General features: G+C 41.3%; 16 protein-coding genes. 10 read left to right on the forward strand and 6 right to left on the reverse strand.

The genetic code is table 11. The annotated features are described in order from the left end of the window. Positions 1-21: 21 nt before the first annotated feature. Positions 22-753, reverse strand: coding sequence for a UDP-2,3-diacylglucosamine diphosphatase (lpxH, locus tag QQK21_RS07390; protein WP_284191557.1), 732 nt, complete (start codon positions 751-753; stop codon positions 22-24). Between the two features lie 59 nt (positions 754-812). Beyond that, positions 813-1,307: a peptidylprolyl isomerase gene (locus QQK21_RS07395; protein ID WP_284191558.1), complete on the reverse strand. Its 495-nt coding sequence runs from the start codon at positions 1,305-1,307 to the stop codon at positions 813-815. A gap of 201 nt (positions 1,308-1,508) precedes the next feature. Between QQK21_RS07395 and cysS the strand changes: the two genes are divergently transcribed. Together cysS and QQK21_RS07405 are read left to right on the forward strand one after the other, a co-directional pair. Continuing rightward, on the forward strand, positions 1,509-2,891 hold the full coding sequence (gene cysS, locus QQK21_RS07400) for a cysteine--tRNA ligase (protein ID WP_284191559.1): 1,383 nt from the start codon (positions 1,509-1,511) through the stop codon (positions 2,889-2,891). Between the two features lie 66 nt (positions 2,892-2,957). Then, positions 2,958-3,536 (forward strand): thymidine kinase, encoded by a 579-nt coding sequence (locus QQK21_RS07405; protein WP_284191560.1) that lies wholly within the window; start codon positions 2,958-2,960, stop codon positions 3,534-3,536. A 70-nt stretch (positions 3,537-3,606) separates the two neighbouring features. On the opposite strand, the gene infA is transcribed toward QQK21_RS07405, so the two are convergent. The 3 genes from infA to aat all read right to left on the reverse strand — a co-directional run bounded on the left by infA (position 3,607) and on the right by aat (position 5,322). Further along, positions 3,607-3,825 carry a translation initiation factor IF-1 gene (infA, locus tag QQK21_RS07410; protein ID WP_001040192.1) on the reverse strand — a complete coding sequence of 73 codons (219 nt, stop codon included), beginning with the start codon at positions 3,823-3,825 and terminating at the stop codon, positions 3,607-3,609. 79 nt (positions 3,826-3,904) lie between these two features. After that, positions 3,905-4,603: an arginyltransferase gene (locus QQK21_RS07415; RefSeq protein WP_284191561.1), complete on the reverse strand. Its 699-nt coding sequence runs from the start codon at positions 4,601-4,603 to the stop codon at positions 3,905-3,907. Then, complete coding sequence (gene aat / locus QQK21_RS07420; protein ID WP_284191562.1) at positions 4,600-5,322, reverse strand: leucyl/phenylalanyl-tRNA--protein transferase; 723 nt, start codon at positions 5,320-5,322, stop codon at positions 4,600-4,602. Before aat ends, QQK21_RS07415 begins: the two co-directional genes overlap by 4 nt. Before the next feature lie 17 nt (positions 5,323-5,339). On the opposite strand from aat, the gene QQK21_RS07425 reads away from it, so the two are divergent. Both QQK21_RS07425 and aroA read left to right on the forward strand, forming a co-directional pair. After that, entirely contained in the window at positions 5,340-5,795 is a 456-nt protein-coding gene (locus QQK21_RS07425; protein ID WP_284191563.1) for a glycine zipper 2TM domain-containing protein, read from the forward strand. Positions 5,796-5,943: 148 nt separating this feature from the next. After that, positions 5,944-7,224, forward strand: a complete 1,281-nt coding sequence (gene aroA, locus QQK21_RS07430; RefSeq protein ID WP_284191564.1) for a 3-phosphoshikimate 1-carboxyvinyltransferase — start codon at positions 5,944-5,946, stop codon at positions 7,222-7,224. Between the two features lie 98 nt (positions 7,225-7,322). Here aroA and QQK21_RS07435 read toward each other — a convergent pair whose 3' ends face one another. Continuing rightward, a complete protein-coding gene (locus QQK21_RS07435) occupies positions 7,323-7,574 on the reverse strand; it encodes a DUF2498 family protein (RefSeq protein ID WP_284191565.1) in 252 nt (83 codons plus the stop codon). Positions 7,575-7,936: 362 nt separating this feature from the next. Here QQK21_RS07435 and topA point away from each other — a divergent pair, with 362 nt between their 5' ends. From topA to QQK21_RS07465, 6 genes are all read left to right on the forward strand, one after another. After that, positions 7,937-10,564 carry a type I DNA topoisomerase gene (topA, locus tag QQK21_RS07440; protein ID WP_284191566.1) on the forward strand — a complete coding sequence of 876 codons (2,628 nt, stop codon included), beginning with the start codon at positions 7,937-7,939 and terminating at the stop codon, positions 10,562-10,564. 365 nt (positions 10,565-10,929) lie between these two features. After that, the gene (glgC, locus tag QQK21_RS07445; protein WP_284191567.1) at positions 10,930-12,147 is read left to right on the forward strand and encodes a glucose-1-phosphate adenylyltransferase; all 1,218 of its coding nucleotides are present in this window, start codon (positions 10,930-10,932) and stop codon (positions 12,145-12,147) included. Beyond that, positions 12,137-13,594, forward strand: a complete 1,458-nt coding sequence (gene glgA, locus QQK21_RS07450) for a glycogen synthase GlgA (protein WP_284191568.1) — start codon at positions 12,137-12,139, stop codon at positions 13,592-13,594. Before glgC ends, glgA begins: the two co-directional genes overlap by 11 nt. 132 nt (positions 13,595-13,726) lie before the next feature. Then, positions 13,727-14,530 (forward strand): alpha/beta fold hydrolase, encoded by an 804-nt coding sequence (locus QQK21_RS07455; RefSeq protein ID WP_284191569.1) that lies wholly within the window; start codon positions 13,727-13,729, stop codon positions 14,528-14,530. A 414-nt stretch (positions 14,531-14,944) separates the two neighbouring features. Then, positions 14,945-15,781 carry a LysR family transcriptional regulator gene (locus QQK21_RS07460; protein ID WP_284191570.1) on the forward strand — a complete coding sequence of 279 codons (837 nt, stop codon included), beginning with the start codon at positions 14,945-14,947 and terminating at the stop codon, positions 15,779-15,781. Between the two features lie 329 nt (positions 15,782-16,110). Further along, positions 16,111-17,172: an exonuclease/endonuclease/phosphatase family protein gene (locus QQK21_RS07465; RefSeq protein WP_284191571.1), complete on the forward strand. Its 1,062-nt coding sequence runs from the start codon at positions 16,111-16,113 to the stop codon at positions 17,170-17,172. The last annotated feature ends 52 nt before the right edge of the window (positions 17,173-17,224 follow it).

Here is a 17,224-nt window from a genome sequence, read left to right on the forward strand (position 1 = left end):
CGAGAGGAGAAAAGTATCAATTCATGAGAAAATGAATGGTCTTTTTTCTAAAGTGAACCCTTCTTGATTAAACACCAGTACCGAGCCTTGAGTGTACCAATCGCCAAGAACGATACGTGTTTTGGTTTGATCGCAAGAGCGGAATGTGTGGATATTCGGTCTATGTGTATGACCATGAATCATAAGGCTGACTTGGTGTCTGTCCATCACGGCTTCGACTTCAGACTGGGTCACATCCATGATATCTAACGACTTGTTTTGTTTGTCTGAGCGAATATCTGTTTGTATTTTTTTGACAATCTTTGTCTTGATAGTCATTGGGATACGGTTAAAGAGCCACTGTAGCCAAGGTTGGTGGACTGTCTGGCGAAATTTAAGATAGTTGAGGTCCTCTGTACAGAGTGTATCACCATGCAGTATCACGGCTTTCGTGCCATAGAGATCGATGGCAGTCTCATCAGTTAACAGCGTCACTCCTGTTTCTCGAGCAAAATGTTTGCCGACAAGAAAATCTCGGTTACCACGAGTAAAGTAACAGGGGACGCCGTTGGATGTTAGGCGTTGGAACTCATAGCGAATTTGATTGGCAAATTCTGAACGATCATCATCACCTATCCAAAAATCGAACAAATCTCCTAAAACATACAGTGCATCTGCATGAGCAGCTTCTTCTCGCATAAAACGAGCAAAGCAATCTGTAATGTTGGGATGAGATGGGGAGAGATGAAGATCTGATATAAATAGCGTGGTCATAATTATTCGTCAATCAGTGAGCGTGGTAGGGGAGGGTTCGACACTCTCCCCAGCTAACATTATTCTTCGATCGTTGTACCAGTAATCACTACATCTTCTAATGGTACATCTTGATGCATACCGTATGATCCTGTACTGACTTCTTTAATTTTGTTAACAATATCCATGCCTTCAGTTACTTCAGCAAAAACGCAGTAACCCCAGCCATCCATGCTTTCACTACGGAAATCCAAGAAGGTATTGTTGTTTACATTGATAAAGAACTGTGAGCTTGCAGAATGTGGTTCCATAGTACGAGCCATAGCTAAAGTACCTGTTTTGTTACTTAGGCCATTATTTGCTTCATTTTTAATTGGATCTCGCGTTTCTTTTTCGCGTAGACCAGACTCCATCCCACCACCTTGAATCATGAAACCATCAATAACACGGTGAAACAGAGTATTGTCATAGAAACCGTCACGACAATATTGCAAAAAGTTAGCACACGTTTCAGGTGCCTTGTCTTCGTTTAGTTCAACTTTGATGTCACCGAAGTTAGTGTGAAGGGTGATCATGATGATGTCCTTAGTTTATATTTTTGATGTAAAGACTGAATTCTATATGAAGTTGTACCAATTTTGTATGTGAATTATGGAGGTTTTGGAGGATTAGTTACTTTAATCGTATTTTTTTCAACATTTGAGGGATGACCTCTAGGCGTTCCTATTGTTATACTGAACCACTATTTCGTATTAGCAAATAATTAGATAGAGATCATGTTAAAGATATACAACACACTCACAAGACAAAAAGAGGAATTTAAACCAATCAATGCTAAAAAAGTTGGCATGTATGTCTGTGGGGTTACCATTTACGATCTCTGTCACATAGGTCATGGACGTACTTTTGTTTCTTTTGATGTGGTATCTCGTTACTTACGTTACTTGGGGTATGACTTAACGTTTGTTCGTAATATAACTGATATTGATGATAAAATCATCAAGCGCGCTAACGAGAATGGTGAAAGTTGTGAGTCGCTTACTGAGCGTCTTATCGGCGAAATGCATGCAGATTTTGATGCACTTAATATGAAGCGCCCTGATGTTGAGCCCCGTGCGACGGAATACATCGGTGAGATCATTGAATTGGTTGAAAAGCTTATTCAGCGTGGGTTTGCTTATGTGGCTGACAACGGCGATGTTATGTTTGAAGTCGCCAAGTTTGATGAATACGGCAAGCTGTCAAAACAAGATTTGGATCAGCTGCAAGCGGGTGCACGGGTAGACGTAGAAGCGGCTAAACGCAGTCCACTTGATTTTGTGGTTTGGAAAATGTCAAAGCCAGGTGAGCCTACTTGGGAATCCCCTTGGGGAGCGGGTCGCCCCGGTTGGCATATTGAGTGTTCTGCAATGAACTCATCGATTCTGGGTAACCATTTTGATATTCACGGTGGTGGCTCTGACCTTCAGTTCCCTCATCATGAAAATGAGATAGCTCAGTCATGCTGTGCCCATGATACTCAATATGTCAACACATGGATGCACAGTGGTATGGTGATGGTCGATAAAGAAAAAATGTCGAAATCACTTGGTAATTTTTTCACCATTCGTGATGTTCTAAGCCACTATGATTCAGAAACGGTGCGTTACTTTTTGATGTCTGGTCATTATCGCAGTCAACTTAACTATAGTGAAGAAAATATAAATCAAGCCAAAGCATCCCTTGAACGCCTATATACTTCTTTGCGAGGATTGGATCTTACAGTACCTGCCGCGGGTGGTGAAGAGTACGTTAAACGCTATACCGAAGCCATGAATGATGACTTCAATACACCTGAAGCCTACTCAGTGTTGTTTGATATGGCCCGTGAAATAAACCGAATCAAAACTGAGGATATCAAACACGCTAGCGCGTTGGGTTCATTGATGCGCGAACTTGCTGATGTTATTGGTATCTTGCATCAAGAGCCGGAAGCCTTCTTAAAAGGGCAAACAGGTGATGATAGTGAAGTCGCTGAAATCGAGGCGCTTATTAAATTGCGTAATGATTCGCGAGCTGCCAAAGACTGGGCGAACGCGGATGTCGCGCGTGATAAGCTGATGGCGATGGGGATTGTACTCGAAGATGGTCCATCGGGAACGACGTGGCGTCGTAAGTAGCTAATGTCATACGGGGCTGTGATCTCTCAGCCCTTTCTTTCTATCCACCGTTTAGGGTAAAAACCAGTGGCTCAGATGTACTTCTACTACTCTGCAATGAATGCAGGTAAATCCACGACACTTCTTCAATCCTCATTTAACTATCAAGAACGAGGCATGACGCCACTGATATACACAGCCGCCCTGGACGATAGGTATGGGGTGGGTAAGGTGAGTTCTCGTATCGGCCTACAATCGGATGCGCAGCTCTTTAGAAATGACACCAATCTTTATCAAGAGATTGCGGCCTTGGATGAAGTCCAGAAGCGGCATTGTATTCTGGTCGATGAATGCCAGTTTCTATCGAAGCAACAAGTGTATCAGCTAACTGAAGTGGTAGATAAACTGAACATTCCTGTGCTGTGTTATGGCTTGAGAACCGACTTTTTGGGTGAGTTATTTGAAGGTAGCAAATACCTTCTTTCATGGGCAGATAAGTTGATTGAGCTGAAGACGATTTGCCACTGTGGTCGTAAAGCGAATATGGTCATAAGAACAGATGAACATGGAAATGCGATTGCTCACGGAGATCAAGTTGCGATTGGTGGTAATGATAGATATGTTTCTGTTTGTCGCCAACACTACAAAGAAGCGTTAGGAAAATAAGCCCAACCGATGAATACAACAAAAAACGGAGCATCAGGCTCCGTTTTTTGTTGTATTCGATAATCTAAGACTAACGAGCTCGGAAGACGATACGGCCTTTTGATAGGTCGTAAGGAGTCATCTCAACAGTAACTTTATCACCAGTAAGGATACGGATGTAGTTTTTACGCATTTTACCAGAGATGTGAGCAGTAACTACGTGACCGTTTTCTAGCTCAACACGAAACATTGTGTTTGGAAGAGTATCAAGGACAGTGCCTTGCATCTCAATTACGTCTTCTTTAGCCATTTATTCCTCTTTTAGAAATGGATAATTTCTGCTGGCAATATTGCCAACTAAAATGAAATCAACAAATTTGGGACGTATTCTACCCTTGCCAACGCTGATTTACTAGCCTTTGATTACGTTGAAAACGGACTTTATAGCTCATTGCTGGGCATTCGTCGATTTGATACCCTAGATAAAGCCACTGTTTCCCTTGCTGTTGGCAATCTTTTATTTGAAATAAAACCGCTAACGTTCCTAGGGATAATGGGAAGAGAGGATCGAAAAAGGTATAAAATGCACTGATCGAGTTTGATAAAATATCGGTGACCGCAACCGCAATTAATCTATCTTGGTCGTAGATATGCAAATATTGAGTATTGAGCCATTTACAATGTGAAAAATGCACAAATTCGTTCTGCTTTGGTGGATACATAGTGCCATTTTTGTGGCGAGCTTCAATGTACCGTGAATACAAATCAAACCAGCCGGGTATCATCTCGTCTCTCAGCTCCCAGCTAAGGTGTTTTGCTTTGCTCAGTAAACGTTTTTGGCTTTTTGAAAATTCAATGTCTGGAACAGACAATCTGATCGGCTGACAAGATTGGCATGTGTCACAATGAGGCTTGTAAATAGTATCACCGCTGCGACGAAAACCATTGGCTAAGAGCACTTCATAGCCTGATGCAGTATGCATTGTGGGGTCAAGAGCGACCGCGACACGTTCTTGTTTATCGGCGAGATAGCTACATTGATGACTGTCTGTCAATCCTATACGAATTTGTTGCAGGTCAGAACTCATGGATTCTCCTTCGAAGACAACTTAATCCACTGCGGCTTAAAACTGCTCGCGACAAGTTTTTCCTGCTTTAATGATAGCAGGCTTTGTATAAATTCCTCTCGTTCTAACTCCAAAGCGCCAAGAGACTTGAGATGCTTGTTCATTACTTGGCAATCGATAAGCTTTCCTCGCATTGAAGAGAAATGTTCACAGAAATACCAAAGTGCAATTTTTGAGGCGTTGGTCTTTAGACTAAACATGGATTCTCCACAAAAGATTTGACCTATTGAAACCCCATACAAGCCACCTACTATCATACCGTTATGCCAAACTTCGACAGAATGACAATGGCCTAATTTAGCAAGTGTCTTATAGGCAAGGCGCATTTCATGGGTCAGCCATGTTTCGTCTGCAGACCGTGTGAAAGCACACTGGTCGATGACGGTTTCTGTTGCCATATTGATGCTGACTTGATATTGATATTTTCTTTGAAACTTTTTAAGACTTTTGGACGGTTTAAATGTCTTAGGATAAAAGACAGCTCGTGGTGTTGGACTCCACCATAATATGGGGTCATCTTCGCTATACCATGGGAATATCCCATTTTGATAAGCTAGAAGTAGACGGTCTGTTGATAAATCCCCGCCATAAGCGAGTAGCCCATTGGGATCTTGAAGCGCTTCGTAGGGAGAGGGGAACCAGAGTTTATTACTGTCGAGTTCAGTGAGATAAATCGCCATAATACAGGAGAATTACTATGAAAAAATGGCTTTGGATTTTATTCATTTTACCACTCTTTGCCAATGCTGCTTATGAGAGAAATATGGCCAAACCGGTCAATGAGGTCGTCTTTGGAAGTATAGACTCTGTACGTTATTTGAGTCAGCAAGATGTTGTTAAGGCCGAATCGTCTGGTTGGGAAACGTTGCTGGGAGCGGTTGTAGGTGGTGTTGTTGGTAATCAATTTGGTGGTGGTACGGGAAAACAAGTTGCTACAGCCGTAGGAGCAGTTGCAGGTGCTGGAGTGGCACACAATATGGCCAATCAAGAATATAAAGTGGAGTACAAGTTGGTTGAGTTGCTCATAAAAACTGACAAAGGGAAGCTTATTGATGTCATTCAAGATGTTGATAACAGTATGTTGTTTGAGCGTGGAGATAAGGTACGCCTTCTGTATTTTGATAATGGAGTGCGGGTGGATAAAGAGTATTGATCAACTCACACAAAATTATTTTGATAGCGCATAAATATCGCAATTAATGTGACTTTTGTCTGGTTTTAAATGACGAATTTGGGTACGCTGCCAGTATTGAGAATTTTTAGCTTTTTAGCGTTGCTTAATCAAGGAATATCAAAATTTAATGGAAAGCCTTACGTTACAACCCATCAGTAAAGTCGACGGTGAGGTGAACTTGCCAGGCTCAAAAAGTGTTTCAAATCGGGCACTATTACTTGCGGCTCTAGCCCAAGGAACCACTCGTTTGACCAACCTTTTAGACAGTGATGATATCCGTCACATGTTAAATGCGCTGACGAAACTCGGAGTAGAGTACACGCTCTCACAAGACAAGACGGTTTGCGAAGTCAAAGGCAGAGGTAAGCCATTCGAATCCCACGAAGTATTAGAGCTATTTCTCGGTAATGCGGGAACAGCAATGCGTCCACTTGCCGCCGCTCTTTGTTTGGGAGCCGGTGAGTATGTTTTGACGGGTGAGCCACGAATGAAGGAAAGGCCTATTGGTCATTTAGTGGATGCGCTTCGTCAAGCTGGCGCGCATGTAGAATATATGGAAAACGAAAATTACCCACCACTTAAGATTCAAGGCACAGGCTTGAAGGGAGGGGTGATTGAAATCGATGGTTCAATATCAAGTCAATTTCTGACCGCATTTTTGATGTCAGCACCGATGGCTCAAGAAGACGTTACCATTAAAATTATTGGGGATTTGGTCTCCAAACCTTATATCGATATTACCCTGCATATTATGTCCCAGTTCGGGGTAAAAGTAGAGAATCATGCGTATCAAGAATTTGTTATCCGCCACGGACAATCCTATACGTCCCCAGGTGATTTTCTGGTTGAAGGAGATGCATCATCGGCGTCTTACTTTTTAGCAGCGGCTGCTATAAAGGGTGGAAAAATCAAAGTGACTGGTATCGGCCGTAACAGTATTCAGGGTGACATCCAGTTTGCTGATGCTCTTGAAAAAATGGGGGCAGACATCGAATGGGGTGACGACTATGTTATTTCACGAGTTGGAGAGCTTAAAGCCATTGATATGGACTTTAACCATATTCCCGATGCGGCAATGACTATCGCTACGACGGCTCTTTTTGCTAAAGGAACGACGGCAATTCGCAATGTATACAACTGGCGGGTTAAAGAAACAGATCGCCTAACTGCGATGGCTACCGAGTTGCGCAAAGTGGGTGCCGACGTTGAGGAAGGGGAAGACTATATTATTGTGACCCCGCCCGATAAGCTGATTCATGCAACGATTGATACTTATGACGATCACCGTATGGCAATGTGTTTTTCGCTCGTGGCGTTGAGTGATACCCCAGTGACAATAAACGACCCGAAATGTACATCAAAGACGTTTCCGGATTACTTTGACAAATTGTCTTCATTAGGTGGTTAACAAAACAGCTCCTAATGAAGGTTAGGAGCTGTATAAAACAGATTCATTTGCTTTGGTTTGCGAAACGCTAGCTATTATTACCTTTAAGGGCTATCAATCTAGTCATGTTTCAACGTGAATTCGTTGGATAAATGAAGGGTAAGGTATTTCAAAATATTAAAAGCTGCTGGCGTATTTGGTGTGGGTAATCCATTTTTATCGAGAAAGCATTGGCCTTTGAAAATGAGAATGTCGTCTTTTTCTTCAACTTCATCTGCTCTCATACCTGTTATGTAGTCGCTGTGTTCTTGGATTAGGTGATTGGCAATCAATAAAAGTTCGAATTTTGAAATAACTTTTTTCTGATTCATCTACTATTACTCATGATCTAGCACTGGTGTGGATTGGTAAGAGTGTAAAATGACTCTCATTTTTAGCCTTTGAGTTAGATCAATCGCGCTTTACTTTGGCGGTATAGTGCAAAGGCTCTTATTTTGTGAGCGGTGGCAAAATTTTCTTGCTTGTATTAGCAGAAGTGAGCTTGCCACGGCTAGTATGTGGGACCTTTCAAAGAGGTGAGTAGCAATCCGTTGAATTGTCGACCAGTTAGTTGTGGATCTGAAAAAAGATATTGATCTTCTGGTTTTCTCGCTCGATAGTAAAAAAAGAAGTAACATTTTTAAGTATGCCGTGCGCTATGGCGTCGGGTCATATAAAGGACACTTGGGTCAATATGGGTAAGTCACTCGTTATTGTGGAGTCGCCAGCTAAGGCTAAAACCATCAATAAGTATTTAGGTAAGGACTTCATCGTAAAGTCCAGTGTAGGTCATGTAAGAGACCTACCAACGGCTGGTCAAAGTACTGGTCAAAAAGCTGCAGCGATTTCGACCAAAGGTTTGAGTGCTGAAGATAAAGCTCAAATCAAGAAAGAAAAAGATCGGAAAGCGTTAATTAAAAAAATGGGCATTGACCCTTTCAATGGCTGGGAGCCTAACTATCAAGTTTTGCCTGGTAAGGAAAAGGTCGTTGCTGAGCTACAAAAATTAGCTGAAGATGCAGATAGCGTTTATCTCGCAACCGATTTGGATCGCGAAGGAGAAGCCATCGCTTGGCACCTTCGTGAGATCATCGGTGGAGATGAAGAGCGATATAAGCGAGTGGTATTTAACGAAATCACTAAAAATGCTATCCAACAGGCTTTCGAAGCGCCTGGTGAACTCAATATGGATGGTGTGAACGCGCAGCAGGCACGTCGATTTATGGATCGAGTAGTCGGTTTTATGGTGTCACCATTATTGTGGAAAAAAGTGGCTCGTGGTCTTTCCGCTGGCCGAGTTCAATCAGTGGCAGTTAAGTTGCTTGTTGAACGTGAGCGGGAAATTAATGCCTTTATTCCAGAAGAGTTCTGGGATATCCACGCTGATACGAAAACTAGAGACAAAGAAGATTTCCGTCTTCAGGTCGCACAAAAAGATGGTATAGCGTTTAAAGCAGCAAATGAAGCACAAGCGCAGTCTGCGGTGGCGGCTTTAGAAAATGCTGCATACGAAGTGTGTAAGCGTGAGGATAGGCCTACGTCTAGTAAGCCTTCCGCGCCTTTTATTACTTCAACGTTACAGCAAGCGGCAAGTACTCGCCTTGGCTATGGTGTGAAGAAGACTATGATGCTGGCGCAGCGCTTGTACGAAGCTGGCTATATTACCTATATGCGTACGGATTCGACAAACTTGAGTTCTGAAGCAGTGGAGGCCGTTCGTCAGTTTATCACGGATCAATTTGGCGAGCCCTATTTGCCAGAAAAACCCAATGTATATGGTAGTAAGCAAGGCGCTCAAGAGGCTCACGAGGCGATACGTCCTTCTGATGTCTCTGTGAAAGCGGATGACTTAGTGGCAATGGAAGCCGATGCCCATAAACTGTATTCACTAATATGGAATCAATTTGTTGCTTGTCAGATGATGCCTGCTAAGTATGACTCTACAACAGTCAGTGTTAAAGCGGCAGAATATACTCTAAAGGCGAAAGGTCGAATTCTAAAGTTCGATGGATGGACTCGCGTTCAGCGGCCACTTGGTAAGAATGAAGACCAAATTCTTCCACCAGTGCAAGTCGGTGACAAAATTGATCTGGTTAGCTTGGACCCCAAACAACACTTCACTAAACCGCCGGCACGTTTTACCGAAGCTGCCTTAGTCAAAGAGCTTGAGAAGCGCGGAATTGGTCGACCATCAACTTATGCATCGATTATTTCTACAATTCAGGACAGAGGATATGTAAAGGTTGAGCAGCGGAGATTTTACGCAGAAAAAATGGGTGAAATTGTCACCGATCGTCTAGATGATAGCTTTCACGAATTAATGAATTACGAGTTTACTTCACGTATGGAAGAAAAACTCGATCAGATAGCAGAAGGCAATGCCAACTGGAAAAAAGTTCTAGATAACTTTTTTGATGATTTTACCAATGATTTGGAAAAAGCGGAGCTGGATGAACATGAAGGTGGCATGAAGCCAAACCACATCGTTTATACGGACATTGAATGCCCGACGTGTGGACGTGAAATGGGAATCAGAACGGCGTCCACAGGTGTATTCTTAGGTTGTTCTGGCTATGCACTTTCGCCTAAAGAGCGTTGTAAAACGACCATCAACCTTGGTGACGAAGAAGGCATTGTCAACGTACTTGAAGAAGATGTTGAGACTGCTGCGTTACGTGCTAAGAAGCGCTGTCCTATCTGTGAAACCGCCATGGATGCATACTTAATCGATGATAAGCGTAAGCTTCATGTGTGTGGCAATAACCCCAACTGTGACGGGTATGTTGTGGAACACGGCGAGTTTAAAGTTAAAGGGTATGAAGGGCCGACGGTTGAGTGCGACAAATGTGGCAGTGAAATGGTATTGAAAAATGGCCGATTTGGTAAGTATATGGATTGTACTAGTGAGTCGTGTAAAAATACTCGTAAGATTCTTAAAAATGGCGAGATTGCACCACCAAAAGAAGATCCCGTTCATTTCCCTGAACTCCCATGTGAAAACTCAGATGCTTATTTTGTATTAAGAGATGGTGCTTCTGGTTTGTTTCTTGCGGCAAATACTTTCCCTAAATCTCGTGAGACCAGAGCTCCTTTTGTGGAAGAACTGGTTAGATTTAAAGAGCGTATTTCTCCAAAGTTCCACTATTTGACCATGGCGCCAGAAAAGGACCCCGATGGTCGCCCTATGGTCGTTCGCTTTAGCCGTAAATCGAAAGAGAATTACGTACGCTCTGAAATAGATGGTAAACCATCAGGATATACAGCACTGTATATTGATGGAAAATGGGAAATTACGGATAAGCGTAAAAAACCGACAAAGTAGATTGGTCTATTTTTTTAGTATGTTCCATCCTAAATAGAGTGAAAACAGCCACATTTCGTGGCTGTTTTTTTATCACAAATTTGGTTGAACGTGAACCAGAGGCTTAGAGATGGATCATACTCCGTGCTGGAACGCTTATGCGATTGCATGTTTTGAATTGTAAATTTATGGGAATGAGGTAACGTATAGTAGATCGCGTGCATATGTCGATAACGCTAGAGCATTAGGCTGTAGATTTGCATGATGAGTATTAGTACTTGTCACGCATCTCGTATGTTTGTGTGGTGGCATCTCGCAACTTGGAAGATAGAGATACATTTTGGAGTGGGTAGTGGTCCAAAATAATAAAGTATGGAGATTATAGAATGGCCGGTGTTTTAGGAATGATCCTTGCGGGTGGAGAAGGTTCACGCCTTCGCCCTTTGACGGAATCCCGCAGTAAGCCTGCAGTTCCCTTTGGTGGAAGCTACCGTTTAATTGACTTTGCACTAAATAACTTTGTTAATGCAGATTTAATGCGGATCTATGTATTAACACAGTTCAAATCTCAATCTCTGTTTCATCATCTCAAAAAAGGTTGGAATATCAGCGGTATAACAGACCGATTTATTGACCCTATTCCTGCTCAAATGAGAACGGGTAAACGCTGGTATGAAGGTACTGCGGATGCCATTTATCAAAATATTCGCTTCATGGAATTGGCAGAACCAGATCAAGTATGTATTTTCGGGTCTGATCATATCTACAAAATGGATATCAAGCAGGTTCTTGATTTCCATAAGCAAAAGCACGCCTCTTTAACAGTCTCTGCTCTACGTGTACCTTTGTCTGAAGCTTCACAGTTTGGTGTTATTGAAGTAGACAGTGATGGCCGTATGGTCGGTTTTGAAGAGAAACCAGCCGAACCCAAATCTATTCCTGGTGACCCTGACCATGCCTTGGTATCTATGGGGAATTACGTATTTGAAGCCAAGCCCCTTTTTGCTGAGCTGATAGAAGATGCTGACAACCCAGATTCCTCCCATGACTTTGGTAAAGATATCATTCCTAAAATGTTCCCGCGTGGTGATGTTTTTGTCTATGACTTTAGCCAAAATCAAATCCCAGGAGAAAAGGGCGTCGTATACTGGAGGGATGTTGGTACTATAGATTCATATTGGCAAGCCCATATGGATCTGCTTGAAAAAGAGCCGCCTTTTTCACTGTACAATCGCAACTGGCCATTACATACTTTTTATCCTGCTTTACCTCCAGCTACGTTTAGTGACTCCGACAATAGAAGAGTGCAAATAATAGATAGCTTAGTGTGTAATGGGAGCTATGTAAGATGCTCGAGAATTGAAAAATCTGTCTTGGGATTTCGTAGTAATATTGCATCGGCTTGTGATATTAGTGAGAGTATCTTACTGGGTGACGTTAAAGTCGGAGAGGGCTGCGTGCTACGCCGTGTCATCATAGATAAAAATGCTGATATTGCCCCTCATACGAAAATTGGCGTAGATATAGAAGAAGATAGGAAACATTTCCATGTTTCTGAAGATGGTATTGTTGTCATTCCCAAAGGAGTACGTGTTGGATACTAAGAGTTTATCAGTACTGTTTGTTGCGTCTGAGGTTGAAGGGTTAATAAAAAGTGGGGGGTTGGCTGATGTAGCAAAAGCACTACCAGAAGCGCTAGTCACGCTGAATCAAGATGTTAGAATCGCATTGCCCGCGTATCAACAAATATCTCATTTAGAAAAAGCAACGGTCTTACTTGATACTCAGCTTGAGCATAGTCCCCATACGGAATATAGGGTGTTGGAACTGCGGATATCAAATGTTGTGGTCTATGCTATTGATTGTCCGAAGTATTTCAATCGCTCTGAAATGTATGCCGTTAATAATAGGGCGTATAGTGATAATGGCGAACGTTTCGCTTTTTTTAGTGCAGCAAGCCTTGATATGTTACCAAAGCTTGGCTTCCGACCGAATATTGTGCATGCGAACGACTGGCACACAGGATTAGTTCCTTATCTTTTAAAATATCGACATAGACAATCTGAGTTTTATGCCGAAATGAAAAGTATAATGACAGTTCACAATGCCATATTTAAGGGGGTGTTCAGCTACGATGACCTACTCTGCTTACCTGAAATGCAAACTAGATATGCTCCTGATGCGGCTGTGAGTCCAACGCATATCACCATGCTTAAAGCTGGCGTTATGACGGCTGATAAAATTAGCGCTGTGAGTCCTACTTATGCCGAAGAACTAAAAACTGAGATGGGCAGTCATGGTATGTCTGAAGAGTTTAGGGCACGGCAGGCAGACTTAGTCGGAATACTGAATGGGTGTGATTATTCTTTGTGGAATCCTAAGACAGATCCTTATTTAGAAATGAATTATCAGCCCAATAAAGACAGCTTAAAGAGAGGGAAAAAAGCCTGCAAATATGCTCTGCAAACCAAGCTAGGGCTTGATATCAGAGATGTAGCTGTTTATGGGATGGTTTGTCGTTTGACCAACCAAAAGGGTATTCAATATCTGCTTCCGATACTCGAGCGATTTTTGAGTCATCAAGTTCAATTTGTGATTGTAGGTACCGGCGATCCGAGCTTGGCGGTCAAGCTTAGAGATATTCAACGGCGTCATGGTAGACAATTTAAGTTTATCGAGGCGTACAGCAATGAACTCGCCCATATGGTTGAAGCGGGTGCCGATGTGTTTGTTATGCCGTCTGAGTTTGAGCCTTGTGGTTTGAACCAGATTTACAGCATGGCTTATGGTACTTTACCCATAGTCCGTGCAGTAGGAGGCCTTAAAGATACAGTGGTTGATTATGCGACAGATCCCGATAGAGCGACAGGCTTTGTGTTTAATCAGCCAAAACCAAGCGAACTGTTGATTACATTGCAACATGCTTTATTAGTTTATGAACAACAACCAGAAGAATTTATGCGCGTTCAACTTAATGCGATGGAGCAAAATTTCAGCTGGAGTATTGCTGCTGACGAGTACTTGAGCTTATATAATAGTGTGTTGATGTGATAATCGCACAAGCAGAGTGCAATTGACGGCATGATGTTTGACAACTTAATGATTTCTGAGGAGTTAATAATGGCGGTATTTGTGATATACTGCACGTAATTGGGTTTTGTAAAACGGATTTTAATTTGAGCTATGAGTCAAGAGCTACTTTTTCACAAGACATATCTGCATCCTACGAGTGATGAATGGGTTGTTTTTGTTCATGGAGCTGGAGGAAGCTCCTCTCTCTGGTTCAAGCAAATTAAAGCCTATCGTCAGCACTTCAATCTACTTTTAGTCGACTTACGTGGTCACGGTCAGTCTCGTACTTTTATTCGAGAATTAATATCGAGTCGTTACACTTTCAAATCGGTGACCTCGGATATTCTGAAAGTTTTAGACCATCTGAAAATTCACTCAGCGCATTTTGTCGGTATGTCTTTAGGAACCATAATTGTCCGGAATTTGGCCGAGCTATCCACTGACAGGGTCAAATCGATGGTTTTAGGGGGAGCGGTGACAAGGCTGAATATGCGCTCTCAGATTTTGGCAAAAATAGGCAATCTGTTTAAGCATATTGTGCCATACATGTGGCTGTATAGCTTATTCGCTTATATAGTTATGCCTCAGAAAGCCCAGAAAGAGTCTCGCCACTTATTCATAAGAGAGGCTAAAAAGCTGTGTCAGAAAGAATTTAAGCGCTGGTTTATTCTAACCACAGATGTGAATCCTCTTATGCGTTACTTTAAAGAAAAAGAGTTGCCTATACCAACTTTGTATTTAATGGGGGAGTTGGACTATATGTTTTTGACTCCCGTAAAAGAGATGGTTGCTATCCATCAAAGTAGCTCTTTGTTTGAAATACCCAATTGTGGACACGTATGCAATATCGAATGTCCCGAAGTATTTAACCAACACTCTATCGAGTTTATCCAAAGTCAGACGCTGTTACAGTAGATCGAGTTCAACATTATTTTTAAGGTCTTTCGGTGGGCGATAGGACTCGTGCAATCTTAGGTATTTTTTCTCGCTTATCTCCTTCATTTTGCAAAAAATTTATATTTATTTTCTTGTATTTATATCAAGAGTCTGACTTTGCGGTTAGTGCATGGCTTAACATTCTTTATGCTTTCTTTTAGATTCTTACTTGTCGTAATGTTATAAAAAATTTTTTTAAATTTAAATTAAATTAACATTTGTTTTTATGATTTTTTGCTGTTTGAACATATAGTGTAAGTCGTTGTTATAGGGGGAAATCATCTGTATAGATATCTTGGGTTGTACCTTTTTCTCCTTAATACCTCTGTCTATATTTTCTGTTTAGACGTGTTTCGCTTCGTTTTCAAATTTACTGTTGGGTTGGCTGATCCTATGAACAAATCTAAGTGCTTTATTGACTCAAAGTACCTATTAACACTTATTAAAGTGGCAAAATATCGTAGTGTAACAGCGGCAGCTGAGTCACTGTTTATGACGCAACCCGCCGTTTCCCAGCACATTAAGAAGATTGAAAATACCATAGGTGTAGAGGTGTTTGATCGAAGAGGTGGCTTTGAACTGACTCAGCATGGCAAAATTTTGTTCGACCATGCAAAAAAAATGTTGAGTATGAACGAGAGTTTATTTGACCAGCTAAAAAGTATCAATCTAGGTCGTCGACTGAACATTGCAGTAGAAGATGTGTTTTGCCCAAGAGTCATAGAATGTGTATTGAGGCAATTTAAAACACTAGATTACCGTGAGCTCTCCTTTACAAGTTTTAGTCTTGAACATTGCCCTCCTGTAGAAGAGTACGATCTGATATTTACCACTGAAAGATTGCCTAGAGGCAGGGGAACATCTCATCATCTTGATACGGTTAGCTACAGCCTTGTACGTTCTAGTGGCGACATGGTGACCCCAACTAGAGTTATTTTTTCAAGCACTTTAACGAAATCTTATGTTAGAAGTGTACTGACAGAACACGAGATTTCTCTCGATAATGTAGTTTACTGGCATACCACCAGTTCATCGACACTAATTAACAGTGAACTGGCGATGCCTGGGACAATTGCAATATGTCCAGATTGGTCTGTGACAAGCGATGGGTATCTAAAAACTCCGTTGTCCCAATTAATTAATATGTATATATGGAGTAGCGATGACAGCATGACCAAGATTGCCTCATCCGATGTGCCAGCGCGTGTGCGTCAAACGTGTAAACTATAGCGTGTACAGGGTGAGCTTATCAATGTTGTTATTTGCTACTTTGAGGTATCTGATAATAATATAGTAAAGGTTTATATTAATCATAATTTTAAAATATCTATTCATAAAAAATTAGCGCTGAGAATATGACTTATTATTGAGGTGTTTTTTGGGTGAAATTTAATTTTCCACATAGAGATCTTCATTCAAAATATGATATGGGTAACTGATTTTTCGATTATATAACTGAAAGATATCGATGGGGTAATAATTAATATTGCCTAGTACGCACAGTTTTATCTAAAAATTATCTATATAATTTTTATTGAAATTTAACTATGGGTACTAAAATGGATATTAACTCAAACTGCGCTCGCCTGAATAATTATGGATTTAAAAATCAGGTAGGGCAATCCGATAATTTATGCAAAAATATCGTTAGAATATTTAATTGTTGTGGGACTGACCAAAGCTCTTTTCAAAGTGAAAATTATATCACTGGCATTTCCACAAGTTCTCTTGTAAGTCATAGACCAGCCAAAACTATCCAAGTATTTACTCATAATAACGCCAATAGAAAGATGAGTAAGTCTATGTGTGACTCCATTGTGAGCAGCTGTAACTCAGACATCCTATTCATATCAACTGAAGAGATGAAAAACCTGTCGGGTGCGATGAAAGATTCAATTGGCCGATCACAATATGTGATTGTTTACAATAGCGCACAAAAAATGTTAACAGTAACAAAACCTAAGGAACTGCTATCTTTGATTAGCTGTCCTGCTTCAACCGCTCAAATTACCCTTGTTAAAAAAGGGGTAGTCGCTCCTGTCGTAATCGATCACTTTACATACAGAGATATGCTAAATAACCCTAATAAAGGTGGTACTGTCACAATACAAAAAGTGGGTGATATGAAAGTGGCCATGGTCAATATCCATCTAGACTCGCGTGACCAAGATGAAAGAAAAAAAGAGATTAATGACATACTGAACAAAATAAAAAATAAGCATAATGACATAAATCATATTATTGTTGCTGGTGACTTCAATACAAGGAATAGAAATGTACAAGGTCATTTAATAAGAGCACTACAAGATGAAGAAAGCTTTAGAACTGAATTAGGAATACCTCAAGAGTATAGTGTTAAATTGCCAACTATTTCCCAACAGGAGAACACCTATAAATGGGATGCAGACGTAAACGCTGAAGCTAAGAGTTCGAGAAGACAAAGAAATGGTGAGATGCAGAGTGGTTATTTGGACGGTGTTGCTATTTTGACTCCCAGAGCTTTTGCTAAAGAAGGGGAAGCCGATACGGGTTCGATACTTCCAGTTGGTAAGTCGGTTGTTGGTTCTTCTTTTGGCAGTGATCATCGTGCCGTGACGGCCGAGTTCACTATAGACAGTTAATAGATATAACCGAGAGTGGCTAGCTTTGCCTCACGTCAGCCCTCTTCGAAAT

It is taken from the genome of Vibrio zhanjiangensis (genome assembly GCF_030161235.1).
Lineage (GTDB): Bacteria > Pseudomonadota > Gammaproteobacteria > Enterobacterales > Vibrionaceae > Vibrio > Vibrio zhanjiangensis.